Source organism: Ensifer adhaerens (genome assembly GCF_000697965.2).
Classification (GTDB): Bacteria; Pseudomonadota; Alphaproteobacteria; order Rhizobiales; family Rhizobiaceae; genus Ensifer; species Ensifer adhaerens.
The window spans coordinates 656,582-681,407 of sequence record NZ_CP015881.1 but is presented as its reverse complement, the minus strand read 5'-3'; the positions used below and the strand labels follow the sequence as shown (position 1 = coordinate 681,407).

At 63.3% G+C, this 24,826-nt stretch carries 20 protein-coding genes; 13 read left to right on the top strand and 7 right to left on the bottom strand.

Annotated features, from left to right (window positions below):
• Positions 1-127: 127 nt before the first annotated feature.
• Positions 128-940 carry a MerR family transcriptional regulator gene (locus FA04_RS22715; protein WP_034799613.1) on the bottom strand — a complete coding sequence of 271 codons (813 nt, stop codon included), beginning with the start codon at positions 938-940 and terminating at the stop codon, positions 128-130.
• Between the two features lie 225 nt (positions 941-1,165).
• Here FA04_RS22715 and FA04_RS22710 point away from each other — a divergent pair, with 225 nt between their 5' ends.
• Positions 1,166-2,434, top strand: a complete 1,269-nt coding sequence (locus tag FA04_RS22710) for a 4-aminobutyrate--2-oxoglutarate transaminase (protein WP_034799611.1) — start codon at positions 1,166-1,168, stop codon at positions 2,432-2,434.
• 257 nt (positions 2,435-2,691) lie between these two features.
• On the top strand, positions 2,692-4,167 hold the full coding sequence (locus FA04_RS22705) for an NAD-dependent succinate-semialdehyde dehydrogenase (RefSeq protein ID WP_034799609.1): 1,476 nt from the start codon (positions 2,692-2,694) through the stop codon (positions 4,165-4,167).
• Between the two features lie 20 nt (positions 4,168-4,187).
• Here FA04_RS22705 and fabI read toward each other — a convergent pair whose 3' ends face one another.
• The 4 genes from fabI to FA04_RS22685 are packed head-to-tail and all read right to left on the bottom strand — an operon-like array spanning position 4,188 to position 9,366.
• Positions 4,188-4,973: an enoyl-ACP reductase FabI gene (gene fabI, locus FA04_RS22700; RefSeq protein ID WP_034799607.1), complete on the bottom strand. Its 786-nt coding sequence runs from the start codon at positions 4,971-4,973 to the stop codon at positions 4,188-4,190.
• A 17-nt stretch (positions 4,974-4,990) separates the two neighbouring features.
• Positions 4,991-6,175, bottom strand: a complete 1,185-nt coding sequence (locus FA04_RS22695; protein ID WP_034799605.1) for an acetate/propionate family kinase — start codon at positions 6,173-6,175, stop codon at positions 4,991-4,993.
• Between the two features lie 2 nt (positions 6,176-6,177).
• Positions 6,178-7,134, bottom strand: a complete 957-nt coding sequence (locus tag FA04_RS22690) for a phosphate acetyltransferase (RefSeq protein ID WP_034799604.1) — start codon at positions 7,132-7,134, stop codon at positions 6,178-6,180.
• 15 nt (positions 7,135-7,149) lie between these two features.
• Positions 7,150-9,366, bottom strand: coding sequence for a DUF3141 domain-containing protein (locus FA04_RS22685; RefSeq protein ID WP_034799602.1), 2,217 nt, complete (start codon positions 9,364-9,366; stop codon positions 7,150-7,152).
• Between the two features lie 358 nt (positions 9,367-9,724).
• Between FA04_RS22685 and htpG the strand changes: the two genes are divergently transcribed.
• Positions 9,725-11,614 (top strand): molecular chaperone HtpG, encoded by a 1,890-nt coding sequence (gene htpG, locus FA04_RS22680; RefSeq protein WP_034799600.1) that lies wholly within the window; start codon positions 9,725-9,727, stop codon positions 11,612-11,614.
• Positions 11,615-11,706: 92 nt separating this feature from the next.
• Here the strand turns inward: htpG and FA04_RS22675 are convergent, their stop codons facing one another.
• Positions 11,707-12,891, bottom strand: coding sequence for a CaiB/BaiF CoA transferase family protein (locus FA04_RS22675; RefSeq protein ID WP_034799598.1), 1,185 nt, complete (start codon positions 12,889-12,891; stop codon positions 11,707-11,709).
• A gap of 11 nt (positions 12,892-12,902) precedes the next feature.
• Positions 12,903-14,090: an acyl-CoA dehydrogenase gene (locus tag FA04_RS22670; RefSeq protein ID WP_034799596.1), complete on the bottom strand. Its 1,188-nt coding sequence runs from the start codon at positions 14,088-14,090 to the stop codon at positions 12,903-12,905.
• A 235-nt stretch (positions 14,091-14,325) separates the two neighbouring features.
• On the opposite strand from FA04_RS22670, the gene FA04_RS22665 reads away from it, so the two are divergent.
• The 10 genes from FA04_RS22665 to phnN all read left to right on the top strand — a co-directional run bounded on the left by FA04_RS22665 (position 14,326) and on the right by phnN (position 24,574).
• Complete coding sequence (locus tag FA04_RS22665) at positions 14,326-15,294, top strand: LysR family transcriptional regulator (protein ID WP_034799593.1); 969 nt, start codon at positions 14,326-14,328, stop codon at positions 15,292-15,294.
• A gap of 78 nt (positions 15,295-15,372) precedes the next feature.
• Positions 15,373-16,500, top strand: a complete 1,128-nt coding sequence (locus FA04_RS22660; protein WP_034799591.1) for an NAD(P)/FAD-dependent oxidoreductase — start codon at positions 15,373-15,375, stop codon at positions 16,498-16,500.
• Between the two features lie 393 nt (positions 16,501-16,893).
• Positions 16,894-17,277: a YciI family protein gene (locus tag FA04_RS22655; protein WP_034799590.1), complete on the top strand. Its 384-nt coding sequence runs from the start codon at positions 16,894-16,896 to the stop codon at positions 17,275-17,277.
• A 248-nt stretch (positions 17,278-17,525) separates the two neighbouring features.
• Positions 17,526-18,368: a phosphonate ABC transporter ATP-binding protein gene (gene phnC / locus FA04_RS22650; protein ID WP_034799588.1), complete on the top strand. Its 843-nt coding sequence runs from the start codon at positions 17,526-17,528 to the stop codon at positions 18,366-18,368.
• 84 nt (positions 18,369-18,452) lie between these two features.
• On the top strand, positions 18,453-19,358 hold the full coding sequence (phnD, locus tag FA04_RS22645) for a phosphonate ABC transporter substrate-binding protein (RefSeq protein WP_034799586.1): 906 nt from the start codon (positions 18,453-18,455) through the stop codon (positions 19,356-19,358).
• A 169-nt stretch (positions 19,359-19,527) separates the two neighbouring features.
• Positions 19,528-20,490 carry a phosphonate ABC transporter, permease protein PhnE gene (gene phnE / locus FA04_RS22640; RefSeq protein WP_034799765.1) on the top strand — a complete coding sequence of 321 codons (963 nt, stop codon included), beginning with the start codon at positions 19,528-19,530 and terminating at the stop codon, positions 20,488-20,490.
• A 9-nt stretch (positions 20,491-20,499) separates the two neighbouring features.
• Entirely contained in the window at positions 20,500-22,017 is a 1,518-nt protein-coding gene (phnE, locus tag FA04_RS22635; RefSeq protein ID WP_034799584.1) for a phosphonate ABC transporter, permease protein PhnE, read from the top strand.
• 127 nt (positions 22,018-22,144) lie between these two features.
• On the top strand, positions 22,145-22,852 hold the full coding sequence (locus FA04_RS22630) for a DUF1045 domain-containing protein (RefSeq protein ID WP_034799581.1): 708 nt from the start codon (positions 22,145-22,147) through the stop codon (positions 22,850-22,852).
• 1 nt (position 22,853) lies between these two features.
• Positions 22,854-23,993 (top strand): alpha-D-ribose 1-methylphosphonate 5-triphosphate diphosphatase, encoded by a 1,140-nt coding sequence (locus tag FA04_RS22625; protein WP_034799579.1) that lies wholly within the window; start codon positions 22,854-22,856, stop codon positions 23,991-23,993.
• Complete coding sequence (phnN, locus tag FA04_RS22620) at positions 23,990-24,574, top strand: phosphonate metabolism protein/1,5-bisphosphokinase (PRPP-forming) PhnN (protein ID WP_034799577.1); 585 nt, start codon at positions 23,990-23,992, stop codon at positions 24,572-24,574. The genes FA04_RS22625 and phnN overlap by 4 nt, the downstream gene beginning before the upstream one ends.
• Positions 24,575-24,826: the final 252 nt, after the last annotated feature.

Below are 24,826 nucleotides of genomic sequence, written 5' to 3'. Positions count from 1 at the left end.
CGCTCCGGGCCACCGGATCGGGGAGCAGACGGCTTGCCTAGGCTCACAACACCAATCGGCGCGCGGTTCTATTCGCACCGCGCGCCGATTTCGTTTCAATTGGGAATGCCGCGTGATCGGCCGACGATTAGAACGTCGGCGGCGTGTTGACCCAGAGCAGCACGGTTTCGCCGTCATGCCGGTTCGTCCAGGCGTGTCGCCTCTTGCTCTCGAAATAGAGCGAGTCGCCGACACCGAGATCGTAGAACTGGTCGCTGTCGAGAATGAACTCGACGCGGCCGGAAAGCACATAGACGAACTCCTCGCCCTCGTGCCCGTAGGCGCCTTCGCTGGACGCGCCCGGCTCCAGCACGAAGCGGTGGCAATCCATCTGGTTGCGGCCATCGGCAAGCAGTTGCACCGTGACGCCGGGGGTCGTGCGCGGCCATGTCCGCCATTCGCCGGCCCGAACGACGGCGCGCGTATCCGCCTCCTCTTCACCAGCAAGGCTGGAAACGGTGGTTCCGAAGAATTCCGCGATGTTGTGCAGCACAGCGACCGAGACGCCCTGCGACGTGCGCTCCAGCGTCGAGAGCACCGAGGCGGCGATGCCGATCTCGCCGGCGACCTGCTCCAGCGTCTTGCCGGCGGCGTGCCTGAGGCTGCGTAGCTTGCGCCCGATCTGGTTTTCAGGCCCGTCGCTCGTCGCCGATGGGGGCTGGTCGTCCGCAGCTGCTTCGGCGTCCAGCGCCTCACGGATCGCAGCCGGATTGAGACCACGCTCGGCCCGGAACCAGGAGATGCGCTTCAATCGGGCAAGATCGTTCTCGGTATACTGCCGATGCCCCGTCGGCGAGCGCTCGGGCACGACGAGACCTTGCGTCTCCCATAGCCTCAGCGTCGAGGCGGAAACCCCCGCCAGTCGCGCCGCTTCAGCGACCTTGTAGCGCACTGCGCCCATTCCAATTTCCCTTTACCGCCCAGCGGCGCTGCCCGAATCCTTGCAATTCCGGCGTGTCCGCAACCTTAGCCGCCGCGATCGAGATCTGACAAGAACGGCGCATCAGCAACCGTGGTGTCTCGATCACCAAATTTGATTTGCAATCGACAGTGAAAGGTGTACCACTTCCACAATAAACTTGCAGAAAAAATGCAATATATTAACTCCAGACGACAGGAACGCGCCATGACCAGCCTCCCCGACCGCAAGAACGCCGCCATCTCGCGCGGCGTCGGCATGACCACCCAGATCTACGCCGACCGCGCGGAAAATTCGGAAATCTGGGACAAGGAAGGCAATCGCTACATCGACTTCGCCTCCGGCATCGCGGTCGTCAATACCGGCCATCGCCACCCGAAGGTGATCGAGGCGGTCAAGGCGCAGATCGATCGCTTCACCCACACCTGCCACCAGGTCGTTCCCTACGAATCCTACGTGCATCTCGCCGAGCGCCTCAATGCACTGACGCCCGGCGACTTCGCCAAGAAGACCATCTTCGTGACCACCGGCGCCGAAGCCGTGGAAAACGCCGTCAAGATCGCCCGCGCCTCGACAGGCCGTCAGGCGGTTATCGCCTTCAGTGGCGGCTTCCACGGCCGGACCTTCATGGGCATGGCGCTCACCGGCAAGGTCGTTCCCTATAAGGTCGGCTTCGGCGCGATGCCGGGCGACGTCTTCCACGCCCCCTTCCCGATCGAATTGCACGGCGTCACCACCGAACAGTCGCTCGCTGCGCTGAAGAAGCTCTTTGCCGCCGACGTCGATCCGGGTCGCGTCGCCGCGATCATTCTCGAGCCCGTGCAGGGCGAAGGCGGCTTCTATCCGGCGCCTGCCGCCTTCATGAAGGCGCTGCGCGAAATTTGCGACCAGCACGGCATTCTCTTGATCGCCGACGAAGTTCAGACCGGCTTTGCCCGTACCGGCAAGATGTTTGCCATGGACCACCATGATGTCGCGCCCGATCTCATCACCATGGCGAAAAGCCTCGCCGGCGGCTTCCCGCTTGCCGCCGTCACCGGCCGCGCCGAAGTCATGGATGCTCCAGCGCCGGGCGGCCTTGGCGGCACCTATGGCGGCAACCCACTCGGCATCGCCGCAGCGCACGCCGTCCTTGACGTTATCGCTGAGGAGAAGCTCTGCGAGCGCGCCGAGCAGCTTGGCGGCCGGCTGAAGCAGCGGCTTGCCGCAATCCGCGAGCAGGCGCCCGAAATCGCCGACATCCGCGGCCCCGGCTTCATGAACGCCGTCGAGTTCAACGACGTGAAGACCAACCTGCCGAGCGCTGACTTTGCCAACAAGGTGCGCCTGATCGCTCTGGAAAAGGGCCTGATCCTGCTTACCTGCGGTGTGCACGGCAACGTCATCCGCTTCCTGGCGCCCATCACCATCCAGGACGAAGTCTTCGCCGAAGCGCTCGACATTCTCGAAGCGTCGATCCTCGCAGCGCGTGCTTGATCCTCGACCGGGCGACCAGCAACGCGGGTTGCCCGGTGCATAATTCCTCAATTCAGGATCGACTTGAGGGCAAAATTATGCAGCAATTCAAAGTGCTATGGCGGCCTTAGCGCATCCTGAGGGATTCGCTGCGCTGTAGGTGCTGCGCGCCAATTCAGACGCGCAATTCTCGGGTGCCGGGATTGATCGGCACCCGCAAGAACAAGCAAAAGCGGGCCTGCCGTCTCGCGGCAGGCCATCGCCGGAGGATGCCCGCCATGACCTTGACCCCCGCCTTGACCAAGCACTTGCGCGACGCCGACCTGTTCGCTTCGCTTCACTCCATCCCCGCGGCCGGCAAGAATTGGGCTGGCGCAACCTTCGACGTCTTCAATCCATCGACCGGCGAAAAGCTGGCGACGCTGCCGGATATGGGCATCGACGAAGCCCATGCGGCAATCGAAGCTGCGGCCAAGGCGCAAGTTCTCTGGGCGGCAAAGCCTGCCAAAGACCGCAGTGCCGTGCTTCGCCGCTGGTACGACCTGATCGTCGCGCATGCCGACGACCTTGCAGCCATCCTGACGGCCGAGATGGGGAAACCCATCGGCGAATCGAAGGGTGAAGTGCTGCATGCCGCGGCCTATGTCGAGTGGTATGCGGAAGAGGCGAAACGCATCTATGGCGAAACCTTCCCCGCCCCGGCCAACGACCGCCGCATGCTTGTGATCAAGCAGCCCGTCGGCGTCGTCGGCACGATCACGCCATGGAATTTCCCGGCCTCGATGGTCGCCCGCAAGATCTCGCCGGCGCTAGCCGCCGGCTGCACCATCGTGCTAAAACCCGCCGAACAGACACCGCTCGTTGCCGGCGCGATGTTCGTGCTCGCCGAAAAGGCAGGCTTCCCGACCGGTGTCGTCAACCTGCTCTATGCCGCGGAAGGCGCTGCAATTGGCCGCGAACTTTGCAGCAACCCGAAGGTGCGCAAGATCAGCTTCACCGGTTCGACCGAGGTCGGGCGGCTGTTGATGCGACAATGCTCCGACCAGATCAAGAAGGTCAGCCTGGAGCTTGGCGGCAACGCCCCCTTCATCGTGTTCGACGACGCCGACATCGACGAGGCGGTCGATGGCGCCATCCAGGCGAAGTTCCGCAATGCCGGCCAGACCTGCGTCTCGGCCAACCGCATCTATGTGCAAGCGGGCGTGCACGACGCCTTTGCCGAAAAGTTCGTCAGGCGCGTCGCCGAGCTGACTGTCGGCGACGGTTTCACGCCTGATATCACCATCGGCCCGATGATCGACAAACACGCGATCGAAAAGATCGAGGCCCATGTCGCCGACGCCGTTTCGAAGGGTGCCAAGGTGCGCGCCGGCGGCCACCGGATCGGCACGTCCGGCACCTTCTTCGAGCCGACGGTGCTAACAGGCATTTCGACAGACATGCGCGTCGCCCAGGAAGAGACCTTCGGTCCGATCGCCCCGATCATCCGCTTCGAGACCGCCGAGCAGGTGATCGCCGAAGCCAACGACACGATCTACGGTCTTGCCGCCTATTTCTACGCCGAAAATCTGAAGCGCGTCTGGCATGTGGCCGAGGCGCTCGAATACGGGATGGTCGGCATCAACACCGGCCGCATGTCCTCCGAAGCCGCGCCCTTCGGCGGCATCAAGCAATCGGGCATCGGCCGCGAAGGCTCCCGCCACGGGCTCGAAGACTATCTCGAGATGAAGTATCTCTGCATGGGCAATATCTGACCCATGCGGAGACCCGGCGGTTAGTCGATGATGTGGTAGCCGCCGTCGACATAAAGCACCTGGCCCGTGATCAGGCGGGCGGCGTCATGCGCAAGGAAGGCGGTGGCCGCGCCGACGTCGTCGATGTCAATCAGCTCGCGGCTCGGCGATTTGACCTTGGTCTTTTCGAGCAGCGCGTCAAATTCCGGAATGCCGGAAGCGGCGCGCGTCGCCAGCGCGCCAGGCGAAATGGCGTGCACGCGGATCCCCTTCGGGCCGAGTTCGGAGGCGAGGTATCGGACGGCACTTTCGAGTGCGGCCTTGGCGACACCCATGATGTTGTAGTTTTCCACCACCACCTGTGAGCCATGATAGGTCATGGTGAAGAGCGTGCCGCCGTTCTTCATCAGCGGCTCGGCGAGATGCGCCATGCGGATGAAGGACCAGCAGGAAATGTCCATAGTCTTCAGGAAGCCCTCGCGCGGGACATCGACGACGCGGCCGCCGAGCGTATCCTTCGGCGAAAAGGCGATCGAATGGACGACAAAGTCGAGTTCACCCCAGGTCTTCTCGATCTCCTCGAACACCGCTTCCATTTGCCCTGGCACGGCCACGTCGAGCGGCAGGAAGATCGGCGCTTCGATTTCACGCGCCAGGGGTTCGACGTGAGGTTTCGCCTTGTCGTTCAGATAGGTGACCGCCACCTCCGCCCCGAAGGCGCGGAAGGCACGGGCGCAGCCCCAGGCGATCGATCGATCATTGGCAATGCCGACGATCAGGCCCTTGCGGCCGTCCAGAAGTTTGGCCTTTGCGACAGGAATGGACATCAATTGTCTCCGATGGATCAGGCTGCGCGGGTTTTAAGCAGTGCAAGCGTGTGGCGGGCGATCATCAGTTCCTCGTCGGTCGGGATGACGTAAAGCGCAACGCGGCTCGAAGGCGTCGAAATCAGCGTCGCGCCGGCCTCGTTGGCGGCTGGGTCGAGTTCGGCCCCGAGCCAGGCGATGTTCTCGGCGATGCGGGCGCGGATCTGTGCGGAGTTCTCCCCGACGCCCGCCGTGAAAACCAAGGCGTCGATGCCACGGAGCGCGGCTGCAAGCATCCCGACATTGAGCCCTGCGCGATAGACGAAGTGGTCGATCGCGAGCTTGGCATGGGCGTCTGCGCTTGCGAGCAGGTCGCGCATGTCATTCGAGACGCCAGAGAGCCCCTTGAGGCCGGCCTCGTGATAGAGCAGGTCAGAAACGGCCTGAGCGCTCATGCCGCGTTGCAGGATCAGATAGAGCACGACGCCCGGATCGAGCTGACCGGGCCGCGTTCCCATCGGCAGGCCGTCGAGCGCGGTGAAGCCCATGGTGCTCTCGATGCTGTGACCATCGCGCAAGGCGCACATAGAGGCGCCGCTGCCGAGATGGGCGACGATGACGCGACCACCTGCGACCGCAGGCGCCACATCCCGCAGACGCTCTGAAATGTACTCATAGGAAAGGCCGTGGAAGCCGTAGCGCCGCACACCGTCCTCATAGAAGCTGCGCGGCATGGCGTAGCAGTTCACCTCTTCCGGGTGGCCATGATGGAAGGCGGTATCGAAACAGGCGACCTGCGGTACATCCGGATTGATCGCCATCGCCTGACGGATCGGAGCAAGATTGTTGGGCTGGTGCAGCGGTGCCAGATCCTGGTAGCTCGCGAGGCGATCAAGGACGGTCGCATCGATCAGCACCGGCGCCGCATAATCGGGGCCACCATGTACTACGCGATGGCCGACCGCCCGTAAGGTGAAGCCTTCGAGCGTCATCAACCAGTCGCGTGCCGCCGCGATCGCCGCCGGCAGATCGCCAACGACGTCGGCATCATAGCTCTTGTCGATCAGAATGGTGCCGTCGGCCGCTTTCGCCTGCAGGCGGGGACGCGTGCCGATGCCACCGATCTGGCCCTTGATCTGGCGTTCGAGCCCTTGATCCGTGATCCCGAAAACCTGGAACTTCAAGCTCGATGAGCCGGCGTTGACGACGAGAAGCGCATCCATGGTCATACCGCCGCAACTTGCGAGGTCCGCCGGCGCGCCGCATAGAGCGCGGCGACCGCGCAGGAGGCGAGGCGCGTGCGCACGGAGTCCGCCCGCGACGTCAGCACGATGGGCACGCGCACTCCAAGCACGATGCCGGCAGCGTCGGCATGGGACAGGAACGTCAGGTTCTTGGCGAGCATGTTGCCCGCCTCAAGGTCCGGCACCACCAGAATCTGGGCGCGGCCGGCCACGGGCGACGTGATGCCCTTGATCCTTGCTGCCTCCGGGTCGATCGCGTTGTCGAAGGCAAGCGGACCATCGAGCAGGCCGCCGGTGATCTGGCCGCGTTCGGCCATCTTGCAGAGTGCTGCCGCCTCGATCGTTGACGGGATCTTCGTCGTTACCGTTTCGACCGCAGAAAGAATGGCGACGCGCGGCTCGCCGAGGCCGATCGTCACCCAGAGATCGATGGCATTCTGCACGATGTCGCGCTTGGCTTCGAGGTCGGGAAAGATGTTGATGGCGGCGTCCGTGATGAAGAGCGTCTCTGAATGCCCCGGTACGTCCATGATGAAGACGTGGCTGATCCTTCGATCGGTCCTGAGCCCGGTCGCCGACGCCGCGACCTCCTTCATCAGTTCGTCGGTATGCAGGCTGCCTTTCATCAGCAACTCGCCACGACCCTCGCGGATCATCGCCACCGCTTTCGCTGCGGCCGCATGGCTATGCGGCGCGTCGACGATCTCGCACCGACCGAGGTCGAGGCCATGTTCGGCGGCCACGCTGCGGATCTTTGCCTCTGGCCCGACGAGAACGGGCGCGATCAGCCCCATTTGCGCGGCCTCCAACGCACCGCGCAGAGAGGTCTCGTCGCAGGGATGCGCGACAATGGTGACCGCCGGCGTTTCGTCTCGCGCGGTGGCAATCAGGAGATCGTATTTGGACTGCTCAATCGGCAGTTCGGTTACCTCGGACACGTCGATACTCCCTCATCAGGTAGCGGTGCGATTGCGAATGATCTTGCCCGCCGCGATCGGAACCGGCGGCTCGCGGTCCAGGCGGAAGAGCGCGGCAACCTGCTGCAACCGCTCGGCAGCCACGCCCGTCACGGCTCCGGATGCCTCCAGTACCTCACGAAGGGCCGTAAAGGCACTGCGACGCTCCTCGACCGCCTCCGGTAGCAGCTTCGGAAGAGCGGCGAGCGCCGCCGCCTCGTCGATCAGCAGCATGAAATACTGCTCCCGCATAACGGTCTTGAAGTCGGCCAGGCTCAGTTGCTTTGCTTCCGGATGGGAAAGCCGGAGCCGGCGCACAGCCTCGAACCCGCGTTCGTCCGCGCCTCCGCGCGCCATGCCGACGAAGGTCAGGGCTCTGGCAAGACCTTCACAGGTTCCGCCCACGGCCATTCTGGCCTTGAGTTCGGCGATCCGCGCCTTGACGAGTTCGCGGTGCAAGAGGCTCTTCTCCGCTTTGCGCGGCGGCTGGTCTGAGTTCGTGTCGATGCCGAGTGCCGCTTGCAGGGTCGGAGCGCCGTAGATGGCGTGGAAGCTTTGCTCCGAAAGATATTCAGCCGTCCGTCGCCAGGTCTCTAACCCGTCCACGATCTGCTGCGACAGCGCCTCCTGCCAGGCGATGAACGGGTTGCCGGCGGCAGCAGGTTCGCGGTTTTCACGGACATAGTCCGCCAGCGCCGACGTCCAGGCCATGAAGGGGTTGTCGGGCCCGAAAAGCGCGTATTGCAGACGCAGCGGGTGCATGTTGCGCATCGCCTCCGCCACGGGCGGCGTTGCCGCTGCCTTGACCATTGGCTGCAGATAGGTGCGATAGAGTGCCAGATTGATCTCCGAAAGCTTCGCCGCGGTGGCAAAACGCCTGTCATCCTCGATGTCGTTGCCGCCAAGAGCGCGGATGTCCTCGAGGGTGCGCGGCTCGCAGCGCATCAGCCATTCTCCGGAGACGAGCGCCCTGCCCTCGGCCGCCTCGCTCGCCGGCGTCAGCACCGCCTCGTAAAGCCCAGGCGGCAGCACGTCGATCAACTCGATATTGGAGGCGAATTCGTCATGTTCCTTCCGCGCGACGCCGGCGGAGACGAAAATGCCGAGATGTCCCACGGTCTCGTGGACGGTGTAGACGATCGTCTGGCCGTAGGCCCGGATTTCGTCGACGCTGTCATAGAGGTCGAGGATCCAGTCGAGCGCCTGCTGCGGCGGGGTGATGTTATCGCCCTTGGAGCAGAAGACCACGATCGGCGAGCGGATGTTGCGAAGGTCGATCGCCGTGCCGTCCGATGTTCGGATTTCGCCCGCGGCAAGCTTGTTGCCCACGAAGAGTTCGTCGACGATGAACTGCATCTCCTCGGCATTGAGCGTGACGTGGCCACCCCACCAGCGTTCGAACCCGAGGTAGCGCGCGGCTTCCGTGTCGATCTTCGAATAGAGATTGTATTGCTTGGTCCAGAGGGTGTTGGCCGGATTCTGGTTCTCGAAATTCTGTACCAGCCAGGCACCGTCGAATATGCCGCCGCCGAGGTCGCCGGTCAGCGCCGTCAGCCAGCTGCCACCGAGAAGCCCGCCGGAATAGCGCATCGGGTTCTGCCCGTGCACGCCTGCCCAATAGGACAGCGGCGCGCCGGCAATGATGATCGGGCCGAAGAGTTCGGGACGCAGCGCGGCGACGATCGTGACCGCCCAACCCGCCTGGCAGTTTCCGATCACACAGGGCTTTCCGTCCGCTTGCGGATGGCGGGCGATGACGGTTTCGAGAAAGCCGGCTTCGGCCAGTGCGATGTCCTCGATCGTCTGTCCAGGAACCGGATCCGGCAAGAAGCCGATGAAGTAGCAGGGATGGCCCGCTTTCAGCGCGACACCGATTTCACTGTCGGCCTTGAAGCCGCCAATGCCGGGGCCGTGGCCGGCCCGGGGGTCGACGACGACGAAGGGACGCTTGGTCGGATCGACCGTGACGCCCTCGGGCGGAACGATGCTGACCAGCGCATAGTTCACCGGCCGGGCGAGCGTGCGCCCATCGGTAACAAGCTGGGCCTCGAACTCCAGCACGTTCGGCGCGGTCTGCGTGCGATGTTCCTCGTATTGCGCGCCGCGCTGACGCATGACATCGAGAAAAAGGATCGAACGTTGCCAGGCATCGAGCGAAAAGGAATAGGCATCTGCGAAAGTCGGGATTGTCGGGCTCGTGGAATGCTTGGGCATGATGTCCACTCCTCGGTGCGATTGAAGGTCAGCCCCGTCGCCAAGGCCAATAGAGCAACGCAATTCGTCGCGCATTGACCTTAGTCAAATCGACTGGCGGCAGAGCGCGATATGAACTCGGCATGATGACCCAGGACCATCTGTCCGGGTCGCAGGAACATAACAGCGGAGTGTTACGGCGACTTGTCGCCCTTGCGAATTCCTCGCCTTCGACCCCGTTGAAGAAGCATCGTTTCGCTGGTGTTGAGTGATCTTTCGCGGTGCAGCATTGTCCAGAAATGGGGAGTGCGCAAGTCGGGCCTTGAAATTCAGGACACAGCTTGCCAATTGGGGCGAAACCCAAAGGAGTTGCCAGGCAATGAGCGAAACCGAAATGTCCGTAGAGAAACATGTCTTCGAAGCCGATGTGGCGCGACTGCTCCATTTGATGGTGCATTCGGTCTATTCCGACAAGAACGTCTTCCTCCGCGAACTGATTTCGAACGCGGCGGATGCCTGCGAGAAGCTGCGTTATGAGGCGATCGTCTCGCCGGAGCTTCTGGCGGGCGACCCGACCCCGCGCATCACCCTGACGCTGGACGAGGAAAACAACCGGCTCATCGTCGAGGACAACGGCATCGGCATGGGTCGCGACGAGCTTGTCGAAGCGCTCGGCACCATCGCCCGCTCGGGCACACGCGCCTTCATGGAGCGCATTGAAGCCGCCCAGGGCAAGGAGGGCGCGCAGCTCATCGGCCAGTTCGGCGTCGGCTTCTATTCCGCCTTCATGGTCGCCGACAAGGTCGATGTGGTCTCGCGCCGCGCCGGCTCGGAGCACGCCTTCCTGTGGTCGTCCGACGGCAAGGGCAGCTACACCGTTTCCGCAGCCGAACTTGCGGACGCCCCGGCGCGCGGCACACGCATCACGCTGCACCTGATGGAAGACACCAAGACCTACACGTCGCGCTGGACCGTCGAGCGCATCGTCAAGGACCAATCCGGCCACGTGCCGGTGCCTATCTCGATTCTCGAAAAGCCCGATGCCGAGCCTGTCCAGGTTGGGGACGGCACCGCGCTCTGGACCAAGCAGAAGAGCGAGATCAGCAAGGAAGACTACGCCGATTTCTACCGCGGCGTCGCCGGCCAATATGACGACCCAGCGCTGACCGTGCATTTCCGCGCCGAAGGCCGCCATGAATATACGGCCCTTGCCTTCGTGCCCGGCTCCAAGCCATTCGATCTGTTCGACCCGGACCGCAAGGGCCGGATGAAGCTCTACGTCAAGCGCGTCTTCATCACCGACGAAGCGGAATTGCTGCCGCGTTACCTGCGTTTCGTGCGCGGCCTCGTCGACACGTCGGACCTGCCGCTCAACGTTTCGCGCGAGATGATCCAGGAAAGCCCGCTGCTCGCCAGCATCCGCAAGGGCGTCACCAATCGCGTGCTGACGGCGATCGAGAAGCTTGCGGAAAACGAGACAGAGACCTTCGACAAGCTCTGGGAAAACTTCGGCAGCGTGCTGAAGGAAGGCATCTATGAGGATTACGAGCGCCGCGAGCAGCTGGTGGCGCTGTCGCGCTTCCGCACCACTACTTCGGATGCGAGCCAGCGCAGCCTTACCGATTACGTCAAGGACATGAAGGACGGCCAGTCGGCGATCTATTACTTGACCGGTGACAACCTTGCCCAGCTCAAGGCCTCACCACAGCTCGAAGGTTTTCGCGCCCGCGGGATCGAGGTGTTGCTGTTGACCGATCCGGTCGATAGCTTCTGGGTCACATCCGCGCCCGATTTCGACGGAAAACCGTGGAAGTCGATCACGCAGGGTGCGGCCGATCTCAGCGCCATCGCCAAGGCCGAGGGGGCCAAGGAAGAAGCGCCGCAGGCCAGCCAGCTGGTCATCGACTTCGTCGCGTTCGCCAAGGAGACGCTCGGTGCGTCCGTCTCGGACGTGCGCACCTCCGACCGCCTGACGGAAAGCGCCGTTTGCCTGGTGGCACCCGAACACGGCCCCGACCGCCAGCTCGAAAAGATGCTGCAAGGTGCTGGCCGTCTCGACGACGCCCCCAAGCCGATCCTTGAGATCAACCCGAGCCACGCTCTGATCACCGCCATGGCCGCGAGCCCCGCCGGCGATACGGCGTTCCGCACGGACGCCGTCCAACTCCTGCTCGACCAGGCGCGCGTGCTCGATGGCGACAAGCCGCAGGACCCGCGCGGCTTCGCCGAACGGCTGTCGCGCGTCTTTGATCGCGCCCTCAAGGCTTAACAAAGAAGCCCTGGAAATCTCTCCGATTTCCAGGGCTTTCGCTATTTTCTTCAGGTCACGCCTAAACGAGACACTCAGCGTCTCACGTCGCGTTAATCGCTCTTCGACGCGTCCATCCCGATTTCGGCCAACACCTCGGCCGTATGCTCTCCAAGTCGCGGCACGCCACGCTCGAGCGCAAGCTCGGCGGCCGAAAACCGGATCGGCGTCCGGACCCCGGGCGACGTACCGGCAGCGGCCCCCGAATGCGGCGTATCCACACGCATTTGCCGATGCTCGATCTGCGGATCGGCAAAGACGTCGGCAACGGTGTTGATCGGTCCGCCGGGCACGCCTGCATCTTCCAGCAACTTCAACAGCGTGTCGCGCTCGATCTTCGCGGTTTCGGCGGCGAGTTCCGGCGTCAACGTGTCCCGGTTCTGCACGCGAAGCGCGTTGGTCAGATAACGCTCGTCGGTCGCAAGATCCGAACGCCCGAGCAGGGTGCAGAACTTCACGAACTGCCGGTCGTTACCAACAGCGACGATCAGGTGACCGTCCGAGGTCGGGAAGACCTGATAGGGCGCGATGTTCGGGTGCGCATTGCCGAGCCGGCGCGGCGCCTTGCCCGAGACGAGGAAGTTGAGCGCCTGGTTGGCAAGCACGCCCGTCATGCAGTCGAGCAGCGCCATGTCGATCTGCTGCCCCTCGCCGGTGCGCTCGCGCTGGGCAAGTGCTGCCTGCACGGCAATCACGCCGTAAAGACCGGTGAAGATATCGGCGAAGGCGACGCCGATTTTCTGTGGCTCGCGATCGGGCTCACCGGTCAGGTCCATGATGCCGCTCATGCCCTGGACGATGTAGTCGTAGCCGGCGCGGTGCGCATAGGGACCATCCTGGCCAAAGCCAGTGACCGAGCAGTAGATCAGCCGCGGATTGATCTTCTTCAGACTCTCGTAGTCGAGCCCGTATTTCGTAAGCCCGCCAACCTTGAAGTTCTCAAGCAGCACGTCCGACTGGGCGGCAAGGCGGCGCACGGCCTCCTGCCCCTCCTCGGTCGTGAAGTCGAGCACCACCGAGCGCTTGCCGCGGTTGCAGGCGTGGAAATAGGCGGCATCGAGCTTCTCGCCTTCCTCGTCCGCAACGAAGGGCGGGCCCCAGGTGCGGGTGTCGTCGCCGGCCGGGCTTTCCACCTTGATGACGTCGGCACCGAGATCGGCCAGCGTCTGGCCGATCCATGGGCCCGCCAGAATGCGGGCCAATTCCAGGACACGAATGCCCTTCAGCGGCGTTTCCATGACGGCACCGCTCAGAAGAAGGCCTGAAGGCCGGTCTGGGCGCGACCGAGGATCAGCGCATGGACGTCATGCGTGCCCTCGTAGGTGTTGACGGTCTCGAGGTTCACCATGTGGCGCATGACCTGGTATTCCTCCGAGATGCCGTTGCCGCCGTGCATGTCGCGGGCCATGCGGGCGATGTCGAGCGCCTTGCCGCAATTGTTGCGCTTGACGATCGAGATCATTTCCGGGGCCATGCGGCCTTCGTCCATCAGGCGGCCGACGCGCAGCGACCCCTGCAGGCCGAGCGTGATCTCCGTCTGCATATCGGCAAGCTTCTTCTGGAAGAGCTGCGTCTGCGCCAGCGGCCGGTTGAACTGCTTGCGATCGAGACCGTACTGACGCGCCGCATGCCAGCAGAACTCGGCAGCGCCGAGCGCACCCCAGGAGATACCGTAGCGGGCACGGTTGAGGCAGCCGAACGGGCCCTTGAGACCCTCGACGTTCGGCAGCAGCGCTTCTTCGCCGACCTCGACATTGTCCATGACGATTTCGCCGGTGATCGACGCCCGCAGCGACAGCTTGCCGGCGATCTTCGGGGCGGACAGACCCTTCATGCCCTTTTCGAGCACGAAACCGCGGATGGCGCCTCCATGCGCTTCCGACTTTGCCCAGACAACGAAGACATCGGCGATCGGTGCGTTAGAGATCCACATCTTCGAGCCGACGAGGCGGTAGCCGCTCTCGGTCTTGATGGCGCGCGTCTTCATGCCGGCCGGGTCAGAACCGGCGTCCGGCTCGGTCAGGCCGAAGCAGCCGATCCACTCGCCGCTGATGAGCTTCGGCAGGTACTTCTGCTTCTGCTCCTCAGAACCATAGGCATAGATCGGATAGATCACCAGCGACGACTGCACGCTCATCATCGAGCGGTAGCCCGAATCGACGCGCTCGACTTCGCGGGCAACGAGGCCGTAGGCAACGTAGGAAGCGCCGACGCCGCCATAGGTTTCGGAAACGGTGACGCCGAGCAGACCGAGCTCGCCCATCTCGCGGAAGATCTCCGGATCGGTCGATTCTTCGCGGTAGGCGTCGATGACGCGCGGCTGCAGCCGGTCCTGCGCATAGGCCCGCGCGGTGTCGCGGATCATACGCTCGTCCTCGGTCAACTGATCGTCGAGGAGGAACGGATCATCCCATTGAAATTGCGTCTTGCCGGCCATGTTTCTCTCCCATCGGATTATTCGGCTCACGTTATCGCAAGGGGTGCATGCCGTTTCAAACGAAATTGAGGCACCGCCTCATGCGTCCGGGGAATGGCCCCTCCCTCGCCATCGAGCAGCCCATGTTGCAAATTCGCTGGAATATGACGACAAGAACGGACGTCCTTCGCTCCGCTTCCCTCCTTGCAGAACAAAGGGCCAGTTCAACGCCAGAGATCAGAAGCAAGCCACGACCATGGCCAATGACCGCCTCGAACGCTTTGCCCACAATCTCGACTGGAATCTGCTGCGCACCTTCGTCGTGCTCGTCGAGGAAGGCAGCATCACGGCCGCCGCCAACCGGTTGCTCCTGCAACAGCCGGCCGTCAGCATGGCGTTGAAGCGGTTGGAGCAAACCGTCGGCCAGAAACTCATCGACCGGCGTCCCGGGCGTTTCAACCTGACCGACGCCGGTGCGCGCCTGCATGCGCAGTGCCGCGATATCTTCGCAGCCGTCATCCGCCTGCCGAATGTTCTTGAAACCGCCGGCGAGGAGATCACCGGCCATCTCAACATCCACTCGGTCAGCCACGCGCATAATCCCGCCTGGGACCGCAAGCTCGAAAGCTTCTTTCGCCTGCACCCCAAGGTCACGCTGTCGGTCACGGTCGCAACTACCGTGGATGTGTTGAGCGCCGTCGAGCGCAATGTTGCGACCATGGGCCTATGCGACGGCAACATTTCCGACTGGCTGAACAGGCGGTTTCACGTGCGCGAGCGCTATGCGCTCTATTGCGGCAGAAGCCATCCGCTTTTCGGGGTCGAAGGTGTCGACTTCAACGACCTCAGGGGCAATCCCTATATCGCTTTCATCGCCGACGTTTTGGGCGGCCAGCACATGAACTCGGTAACCGCCGTGCGCGCGATCGGGTCTTTTGGCCAGCAGGTCCGCGCCGTCTCCTGCAATGTCGAGGAGGTGATGCGGCTGATCGCCTCCAATGTCGGCATCGGCATGCTGCCGGATCACTTGGCATCGCCAGCCGTCGCGGCGGGCCAACTGTGGCAGCTGCCGCCCTATAGCGATCTGCCCAGCACCGATGTCTTCCGCATCTCCAATCCGAATGCGATCCTCAATCCGGCAGAGGCCGCATTTCTTGCCCATGTGGCCGATACGGAGCCGCTGGACCACTGCCTCGACGATCGGGCCGACCATCATCAGGATTGATAGCCACCTTTCCAGTTATAAATTTGAACACAGATGACGCCTTGCCTATGGTCCGGCCGACAACTAACGGAGGCGGACATGCAAGACTACGACGTGGCGATCATTGGCGGTGGAATCGCCGGCCTGTCGCTTGCCTATTTCCTGGCACCGCATCGCTCCGTCGTGGTGATCGAGCGGGAAGAAGGGCTCGGCTATCACAGCACCGGCCGCTCGGCGGCAGAGTTCGTGCTGCGCTATAACGCGCCGGAGGTCTGTGCGCTGGCGGCGATATCCAAGGGCTTTTTCGATAATCCACCTGAGGGCTTCTCCGAAGTGGCGCTGCTCAAGCAGCGCGGTGGCGTCATGATCGCCAATGCCGAGAAAGTTGCCCGGTTCGAAGAGGTGTTTGCCGCGGAGAGCCGTGCCAACGCCGAAATTGAACGGCTGACCGTCGACGAGGCGATCGCGCGTGTGCCGATCCTGCGCCGCGACTATGTGGCTGCGGCCTATTACGATCCGCAATTCTGGGACATCGAAGTCGAGAACCTGCTGCAGGGTTACGTCCGGGGCGCGCGTCGCCATGGCGCGGTAATTATCGAGCGCTCGGACGTGCTGGCGCCGCGCCGGAACGGCGACCGCTGGGTGCTGGCGACGAGTGCCGGCGAAGTCAGTGCAAAGACGATCGTCAATGCTGCCGGCGGCTGGGCCGATCCCGTCGCACAATCGTTCGGCGTCGCCCCCATCGGCATCGTGCCGCATCGCCGCACCGCAATCACCGTCGACCTGCCCGAAGGCATCGACGCGCTGACGCTGCCCGAAATCAACGAGATCGATGAAGACTTCTACATGAAGCCCGAAGGCGGGCGGCTGCTTTCCTCGCCCGCCGACGCAACGCCGTGCGATCCGACCGACGTCCAGCCGGAGGAGATCGACGTCGCCTGGGCTGCGCACTACGTCGAGGAGGCAACGACCGTGCCGGTGCGCCGTATCTTCAAGAGTTGGGCCGGCATGCGCAGCTTCTCGCCGGACAAGCTTCCAGTGATCGGCTTTGCCCGCGAGCGACCGGATTTCTTCTGGCTCGCCGGCCAGGGCGGCTACGGCATCCTCACCTCACCGGCGCTCGGCGCATTCGCCGCAAGCCTCCTCGTCGGTGCACCAGCGCCCGAGGCCTTCGAAGCGATCGGCCTCGATGCCGTAAAGTTCAGCCCGGCTCGATTGGAACGCTAGCCCGAGCAGAGTTGGCCGCAGGCGAGGAAGGCCACGCCCAGCACGATACTGCGGGCCGCGCCGGGGTCGAAATACGACTGTGACGAGGTCTTCGGCAATGCCGCGATCGATGAAGGCCTTCGCGCGCTCAGCCGAAGATATCTACCCGGGCGCGAAGTTGCCCGCTCGCTCGCGCGCGGCCCCGTCTGGAGGGCCCGCGACGCAGCAGCCCGCGGCGAGATCAAGCGCCGTTCTCGGATTGCCAGGCAGGCCTGTCGCTGGGCTGCGGCGGCCTGGGGCTGATCCGCTGAACACGCGCCCCACTCCGGTGGCACGCTCGGTGACGCCGTCCGCACGACGAGGCGTTGATGCGGCCGGCAAAACCTGACACGAATACGCGCGGGAGGACGGTTCATGTATTACGCAATCTTGGCCTACCATACAGCAGGCGTCGTCGAATCCTGGACCGAGGAGGAGGACGCAGCGCTGATGTCCGACCTGCTTGAAGTTCATGACCGGTTCGTCCAGCAGAAGGCCTTTGGCCCGGCCGCACGGCTCGGGCCTACCGAAGGTGCTGTGACGCTGAGGGGCAAGGGCGAAGGCATTGTCACCGATGGCCCCTTCGCCGAAACCAAGGAGCAATTGCTCGGCCTCTACGTCGTCGACTTCCCGGCCATCGACGCGGCAGTTGACGCCGCGCGCGAATTGCGCCGCTCCAATCCGACCGCGATCTACGAGATCCGGCCGATTGCGCTCTATATTCCCGGCGCGACGCTGGACCCCGGTCCACAGAGCTAGCAACTGCGCCGGTCCTGCGCCGCGACGGCGGCTCCGACCACAGATATCCGCTCGATGTTGATGCGCGCCCCTTGAAGTTGACGGGGAGCGCAGGCGCCTGCGCGCAGCCATTCAAATTTTGTTAACCAAACATGCGGGGCTGTGAACTGTAACAGAACTTACAACAAACTGACATTCCGGCTTCATGAAGCGCCGATATGGCAGGGTCATACCGATGACCGGTCTCCCCGGAAGAGGACCTGCTAGACATGTTTCAGTTGAAGAATGTAACCCGCCAGTTCGGCAAGAAGACAGCCGTGAGTTCGGTTACCTTCGACATACCGCAAGGGCAGATGGTCGGCGTGATCGGCCGCTCGGGCGCCGGCAAGTCGACGCTTCTGCGTATGATCAACCGCCTCGTCGATCTGTCGTCCGGCTCGATCGTCTTCGATGGCACGGAAGTTTCGTCGCTGCGCGGTGCTGCCCTTCGCACCTGGCAGCGCGACTGCGCGATGATCTTCCAGCAGTTCAACCTGGTGCCGCGCCTCGACGTGCTCACCAACGTGCTTCTCGGGCGTCTCAACCACCGCTCGACCGTCTTGAGCATCCTCAACATGTTTACCCGCGAAGAACGCATCATGGCGATCGGCGCACTTGAGCGCCTCGGCATCGAGCAGACCGCGCTCCAGCCGGCCGGCACGCTTTCCGGTGGCCAGCAACAGCGCGTCGCGATCGCCCGCGCGCTGATGCAGCAGCCGAAGGTTCTGCTTGCCGACGAGCCGATCGCCTCGCTCGACCCGCTGAACGCCAAGATCGTCATGGATGCGCTGCGCGATATCAACGAGCGCGATGGCATCACGGTGATCACCAACCTCCACACGCTCGATACCGCCCGCAACTATTGCGAACGCATCATCGGCATGGCGCATGGCCGCGTCGTCTTCGACGGCCAACCCAAGGATCTGACCGCGGCAGCGGTTGCCGAGATCTACGGCGCCGACACAGGCATCGAGGAATCGATGACCTCCACCAGCATCAACATTCCGGCGGCAGTACCGCAGGAAGAAACGGCATCGGCCGGCCTCAAGCCGCTGGCACTGGCCGGCATCTGACGCCCGCCATGATCGAAAGCCCGCGTCAAGGGCACCTCTTTGAAACCCAATAGGATCCGGCCAAGCCGGACACGGGAGAACCTTATGCTGAAGAAAGCTCTTCTGGGCGCCGTAGCGCTCCTCGCCCTCGTCGGCCACGCCCAGGCTGAAGACCTGAAGGAATTCCGCATCGGCATCCTCGGCGGCGAAAACGAAGCCGACCGCCTGCGCAACTTCCAGTGCCTGGTCGACAAGCTGCCGGCCGCCATTGGCGTCGAGAAGGTCTCGCTGTTCCCGGCCGCCGACTATGACGGCGTCATCCAGGGCCTGCTCGGCGGCACGCTCGACTACGCCGAACTCGGCGCTTCCGGCTACGCCAAGATCTACCTCGCCAAGGCTGACGCCGTCGAGCCGATCCTGACGACCGTTCAGACCGACGGTTCGACCGGCTACCACTCGATCATGGTTGCCCGCAAGGATTCCGGCATCACCAAGATCGAAGACCTGAAGGGCAAGAAGCTCGGCTTTGCCGACCCGGACTCGACCTCGGGCTACCTCGTCCCGCTCGTCACGCTCCCGGAAGCGATCGGCGCCCCGGTCAAGGAATTCTTCGGTGAAACCGGCTTCGGCGGCGGTCACGAAAACCTCGTTCTCGAAGTCGTCAAGGGCACCTTCGATGCCGGCACGACCTTCGGCTCGGGCGTCGGCGAATTCAAGGACGGCTACACCTCGGGCAACCTGAAGAAGATGGTCGACAAGGGCATCCTCGACATGAACGACCTGGTCGAGCTCTGGAAGTCGCCGCTGATCCCGAACGGCCCGATCGTCGTGCGCAACACGATGAACGACGACATGAAGGCGAAGTTCAAGCAGTTCATGCTGGACCTGCCGAAGACCGACGCGGCCTGCTTCTCGGCCATCCAGGGCGGCGACTTCACCGGCTACACTGAAGTCAACGCCGACTTCTACAAGCCGATCATCGACGCCCGCAAGGCGACGATCGGCGGCTGATAGACCCGCACCACTCGGGAACGCTGGCCGCCCAAACGGCCAGCGTTTCACTGTTTGAAGGGGTGCTTTCGCATCCTTCGCCGCATTGTTTTCACGCATTTCCGGGGCGGAAAACCGCTTCGCACTTTACCTGGAAATGCTCAAGAGGCCGGCGAAAGCCGGAACGGTCATGGCAACTTCCCTGCTCCCGCGACATCTGAGCGACAACGGCGCCGTCATCGAGCGTCACTGGCAGGAACTCAGTTCCCGCCGCCGGCTCTATTCCTGGCTTGGCTCCGGCGTTCTCCTCCTGGCGCTATCGGGCTCGCTCTGGTTCGCCAACGATTCCAATGCCGGCAAGTTCTTCGACCGTTTGCCGCATTTCTTCGATTTCGTCGGCGATCTCGCGCCGCGCGACGGGCTAGAAATTTTCCGCGCCATGTTCGACCTGCCCTCGCCCTATGACGATGGCAGCTTCAAGTACAACTACCCCGAGGGCCGGCTGTACCTGACCGAAAGCATCTACATCCCCGAATACGTGCACAAGATGCTGGAGACCGTGAACATCGCGATCTTTTCGACGGTGATCGGTACGGCCTTCGGCTTCGTGCTCTGCTTCCTTGCCGCGCGCAACCTGATGCCCAATCCGTGGATCCGCGGCATCGTTCGCCGCATCATGGAAGTTCTCCGGGCCTTTCCGGAGGTGGTGATAGCCGGCTTCTTCCTCGCGATCCTCTCGCTCGGCCCCATTCCGGCGATCGCCGCTGTCTCGATCCACACGATCGGCGCGCTCGGCAAGCTCTTTTATGAAGTGGTCGAAAACGCCGACATGAAGCCGGACGAGGGCCTGCGGGCTGCCGGCGGCAACTGGATCGAGCGCGTCTGGTTTGGCATGGTGCCGCAGGTGCTGCCCAATTTCACCAGCTATTTCCTGCTGCGCCTCGAGATCAACGTGCGCGCCTCGACGATCATCGGCGCCGTCGGTGGCGGCGGCATCGGCGAATTGCTGCGCCTTTCGATCGGCCAGGGACACCAAGCCAAGACCCTTGCAATCGTCCTCCTGCTGTTTGCGACCATTTTTGCCGTCGACCAGTTTTCCGCCTGGCTTCGCCGCCGCCTCGTTGGCGAGCAGGCCTTCCAGCTTGCCCAGTAGGTGCGTACCATGACCACGACCACACGATTGAACCCGATGGAAATGGACGCGATCGCGAGCCGCCATCCCGACCTCCTCAAATCCTCGACCTCCAGCCGCGTGCGCACCGCAGCCATCGCCGGCGGCGTCGTCGCCTACCTCATCTTCAGCTGGTGGTTCTTCTCGATCGGCCACGTGCTCGGCAATGCCAACTGGGGCATCGCTGGCACCTACCTCGCCGACTGGGTTTCCTATGAGGTACGCCCGGAAATCCACGTCGCCCCCGACCGGACGATGCGTCTCAACTATCAGCGCAATTCGCCGCTCGGGCCCAATCCCAATCCGGATTGGGTGGAGCTCGACAGGCAGACGGTGACGCGCCAGGTCGCGATACCGGCCTCCACCGCGCAGGCGGTCAAGCCGAAGGCAAGCTCGTCGTTCAGCTTCATGGCGCCCGGCTCCGCGCTCGGTGGCACAGCCGCTGCCGAAACGCAGAACCGTGTCGAAACCCGGACGGAAGACGTGCTGACGCGCGTCGTCGTAACCTACGACCGCTCGACCAGGATCGAGATCGCCGATGGTCTGGTGAAGGCTACCCACGGCGGCGACACGTTTGTGATGACCGTCGACGGCGCCGACACGGTGAGGCCGCAGGGCCAACTGCCCGCCTGGGCGACACAGAAGCGGCCAGGCGAAAAGATCGTGCTTGCCTTTGGCGCCACCGGGTGGGCCGAAGTGGAAGGCGACGAGGTTTCCGTCCGCAACCGCTTCTTCGGTTGGGCGAACTTCCTGTTCGACACCAACTCGCCCTTCTTCGGCAAAAGCTATGGCGAGGTCGTCGCGCTCATCACATCCGGCGAACAGATCGACCCGACGCGTTCGAACCTTTCGCTCGCCTGGAACAACATCCTCTATAACGCCGAATGGCAGCATCTGGACGTCTGGACGAAGCTGTTGCAGACGGTTGTCATGGCTTTCGTCGGCACGCTCTTTGCGTCGCTGATCGCCTTCCCGCTCTGCTTCCTTGCCGCCAGAAACATCACGCCGAGCTTCCTGACCAACCAGGTGGTCAAGCGCTTCTTCGACTTCCTGCGGTCGGTGGACATGTTCATCTGGGCACTGTTCTTCACCCGCGCCTTCGGCCCCGGACCGCTTGCCGGCATCTCCGCGATCTTCTTCACCGACACCGGTACGCTCGGCAAACTCTATTCCGAGGCGCTGGAAAACATCGATGACAAGCAGCGCGAGGGCGTGAAGTCGGTCGGAGCGACGCCGCTTGCCGTGCAGCGCTTCGGCGTGCTTCCGCAGGTGCTGCCGGTTTTTGCCAGCCAGGCGCTCTACTTCTGGGAATCGAACACTCGCTCGGCGACGATCATCGGCGCCGTCGGCGCCGGCGGTATCGGCCTCAAACTCTGGGAAGCGATGCGTACCAATTCCGATTGGGAAAATGTCGCCTATATGGTGCTTCTGATCTTGCTGGTTGTCTTTATTTTCGACAGCATCTCGAACGCGTGCCGTTCGCGCCTGATGGGCAGCAAGGCACATTGACGACAGCCAAGCATTTGCGTGTCCGCCATCATGATGTTGTCATGGAAATCGGCTAGCTGCGCATCGCATCCCGCAAACAATCGACCCGCCGCCCTGGCGGGCCGGTCGCTACAAGAAAGTGAAGACCGTGCGTTATGCCATCTATTTCGCGCCGCCGGCGGACGACCGGCTGTCGCAGGTCGCGTCCCGTTGGCTGGGGCGCGACGCCTTTACCGGTGAGGACCTCACGCTTCCGACGATCGCCGGGATTGACGAAGAGACGCAACGCACATTGACGGCTGACCCGCGGCGCTACGGTTTCCACGGTACGCTGAAGGCTCCCTTCGAGCTTGCCGAAGGCCGGGACGAAGACGAGCTCCTAAGTATTTTCGAGTGCTTTGCCGCCGACCTCGACCCGTTCGAGATCCCCGAAATCGTGCTGCACCAGTTGGGCCCGTTCTTCGGACTCGTGCCGTCCGCGCCTTGCGTCGACCTGCTGGATTTGGCCGAAGACGCCGTTCACCGCTTCGACCCGTTCCGCGCGCCGCTGTCGGACGCCGACTTTGCCCGCCGCAAGCCAAACAGCCTGCCTGAGCGCCAGAGGCGCTACCTCAAAGAATGGGGCTATCCCTATGTTTTCGAAGAGTTCCAGTTCCACCTGACCTTGACTGGCCCGGTGCCCACGGAAACCAGCGGCGTGATGCGTACCGCGCTCGAAACCACCTTTGCCGAGCATATCGGCAAGCCACTTCACGTCACGTCAGTCGCGCTCTTCGTCGAACCGGAGCGCGGCGCACCCTTTACTGTCCGCTCCCTGCTGCCGCTCGGCAGCGACACCCAACGAAAGATCGCATGAGATGAGCAAAGAACAGGTTTTGACCAACGCCCGCATCGTCCTCGAGGATAGTATCCTCGACGGTTCGGTGCTGATCCGCGACGGCAAGATTGCCGACATTTCCGAGGGCACGGTTGCCAGCGGCGAGGACTTTGAAGGCGACTATCTGATCCCCGGCCTCATCGAGCTGCACACCGACCACCTCGAAGCCCACTACTCGCCGCGCCCGGGCGTGCGCTGGCTGAAGATCGCGGCAATCCAGGCCCATGACGCACAGGTGGTCACCTCCGGCATCACCACGGTCTTCGACTGCCTGCGTCTCGGCTCCGACGAGGATGGCGGCTTCCAGAAGGGCGAGATGCGCAGCATGGCCGACGCGCTGGCCCAGGCCAAGGAAGAGGGTCGCCTTCGCGCCGATCACCTGATCCACCTGCGCTGCGAAGTTTCAACGTCCGACGTGCTCGAACACTACGAGGACTTCCAGAACGATCCGCAGGTCAAGCTCGTCTCGCTGATGGACCATGCGCCGGGCCAGCGCCAGTTCCAGACGATGGACCAGTACACGCTCTACTATAAAGCCAAGCGCGGCTTCTCGGACGAAGAATTCGCGCGCTTCGTCGAGCGGCAGCAGGCGTTGTCGGCCAAGTATGCCGGTCCGCACCGCACCGCGCTCGCCGAGGCCTGTGCGGCCCGCGGCATCACGATCGCCAGCCATGACGACGCGACCATCGACCACGTCGAGGAATCGATCGGCTTCGGCATCAAGCTTGCGGAGTTCCCGACGAGCTTCGAGGCCGCCGAGGCGTCGCACCGCGCGGGCCTCAGCGTTCTGATGGGCGCGCCGAACATCGTGCGCGGCAAGTCGCACTCCGGCAACATCGCCGCCCGCGATCTCGCCGAGCGCGGCGTGCTCGACGTGCTGTCGTCGGACTATGTGCCCTTCAGTCTGATCCACGCCCCCTTCGTGCTCTCCGACGAACTCGACGCCGTCGACCTGCCAAAGGCAATCGCCATGGTGACGTCGACGCCGGCGCGTACCGTCGGTCTCGATGACCGCGGCCGCATCGGCGTCGGCCTTCGCGCCGATATCGCTCGCGTCCATCGCAAGGAAGGCATCCCGGTCGTGCGCTCCGTCTGGCGCGAAGGACGGCGTGTCGCATGAGCGCGAACAACCAGGGCGGCGCGCTTGTCGTCGTTGTTGGACCGAGCGGCGCCGGCAAGGACAGCGTCATGGGCTTTGCCGCCCGGCATTTCGCGGATTGTCACGACGTGCATTTCGTCCGCCGCGTCATTACCCGTCCGTCGGATGCCGGCAGTGAGGTACATGAAAGCGTCTCGGAAGACGAGTTCGTCGAGATGCAGAAGGACGGCGCCTTCGCCGTTTTCTGGGATGCGCATGGGCTGAAATACGGCATCCCCGTCGTCGTGCTCAGGAATGTCAGGGACGGCATGACGGCGATCGTCAATGGCAGCCGTGGTGCCCTGCCGGCGTTCCGCGAAGCCTTCGGCGAGATCGCCGTCGTCGTTGTTACAGCCGAGACGCCTGTGCTTGCAAAGCGGCTTGCCGAACGCGGCCGCGAAAGTGAAGAGGAAGTTTTGCGACGCCTCAGCCGCCAGGCTCCAGACGTGACCTCAGGCCCGGATGTCAGCGTGATCGACAACAGCGGTCGCCTCGACATTGCCGGAAATCGCTTCGTCGAGGTGGTTGAACGGCTGCGCACTAAGGCGGATCACGCGGTTTAGCGTGATCTGTTTTCGCGGCCCGGCAGGATTTCGGCTCGCGGGCACGCGTCGCGATCCCCATTCCAAGGACACAGACAAAGGTTCCGAACCTCATGGCTCGGGGCCTTTTCTTTTTGCCTGCGGTGATGACGAACCCGGGGTGAGAAATTCCCGAGAAATCAGAGTTCTACGGTCATCTCCTCAAAGCCCCCGTTCTGTTTCACTCGGCCGATCACCCTTTCCTTTTCCGCAGGCTCCATAAATTTCCCCTTG

What these genes read in the sequence shown, in the direction of transcription:
- FA04_RS22710 (WP_034799611.1), top strand. Translation starts at nt 1,166, where the DNA reads ATGACCAGCCTCCCCGACCGCAAGAACGCCGCCATCTCGCGCGGCGTC.
- FA04_RS22665 (WP_034799593.1), top strand. Translation starts at nt 14,326, where the DNA reads ATGGCCAATGACCGCCTCGAACGCTTTGCCCACAATCTCGACTGGAAT.
- FA04_RS22670 (WP_034799596.1), bottom strand. Translation starts at nt 14,090, where the DNA reads ATGGCCGGCAAGACGCAATTTCAATGGGATGATCCGTTCCTCCTCGAC.
- FA04_RS22660 (WP_034799591.1), top strand. Translation starts at nt 15,373, where the DNA reads ATGCAAGACTACGACGTGGCGATCATTGGCGGTGGAATCGCCGGCCTG.
- FA04_RS22685 (WP_034799602.1), bottom strand. Translation starts at nt 9,366, where the DNA reads ATGCCCAAGCATTCCACGAGCCCGACAATCCCGACTTTCGCAGATGCC.
- phnN (WP_034799577.1), top strand. Translation starts at nt 23,990, where the DNA reads ATGAGCGCGAACAACCAGGGCGGCGCGCTTGTCGTCGTTGTTGGACCG.
- FA04_RS22705 (WP_034799609.1), top strand. Translation starts at nt 2,692, where the DNA reads ATGACCTTGACCCCCGCCTTGACCAAGCACTTGCGCGACGCCGACCTG.
- phnD (WP_034799586.1), top strand. Translation starts at nt 18,453, where the DNA reads ATGCTGAAGAAAGCTCTTCTGGGCGCCGTAGCGCTCCTCGCCCTCGTC.
- fabI (WP_034799607.1), bottom strand. Translation starts at nt 4,973, where the DNA reads ATGTCCATTCCTGTCGCAAAGGCCAAACTTCTGGACGGCCGCAAGGGC.
- FA04_RS22675 (WP_034799598.1), bottom strand. Translation starts at nt 12,891, where the DNA reads ATGGAAACGCCGCTGAAGGGCATTCGTGTCCTGGAATTGGCCCGCATT.
- htpG (WP_034799600.1), top strand. Translation starts at nt 9,725, where the DNA reads ATGAGCGAAACCGAAATGTCCGTAGAGAAACATGTCTTCGAAGCCGAT.
- phnC (WP_034799588.1), top strand. Translation starts at nt 17,526, where the DNA reads ATGTTTCAGTTGAAGAATGTAACCCGCCAGTTCGGCAAGAAGACAGCC.
- FA04_RS22695 (WP_034799605.1), bottom strand. Translation starts at nt 6,175, where the DNA reads ATGGATGCGCTTCTCGTCGTCAACGCCGGCTCATCGAGCTTGAAGTTC.
- FA04_RS22625 (WP_034799579.1), top strand. Translation starts at nt 22,854, where the DNA reads ATGAGCAAAGAACAGGTTTTGACCAACGCCCGCATCGTCCTCGAGGAT.
- phnE (WP_034799584.1), top strand. Translation starts at nt 20,500, where the DNA reads ATGACCACGACCACACGATTGAACCCGATGGAAATGGACGCGATCGCG.
- FA04_RS22715 (WP_034799613.1), bottom strand. Translation starts at nt 940, where the DNA reads ATGGGCGCAGTGCGCTACAAGGTCGCTGAAGCGGCGCGACTGGCGGGG.
- FA04_RS22655 (WP_034799590.1), top strand. Translation starts at nt 16,894, where the DNA reads ATGTATTACGCAATCTTGGCCTACCATACAGCAGGCGTCGTCGAATCC.
- phnE (WP_034799765.1), top strand. Translation starts at nt 19,528, where the DNA reads ATGGCAACTTCCCTGCTCCCGCGACATCTGAGCGACAACGGCGCCGTC.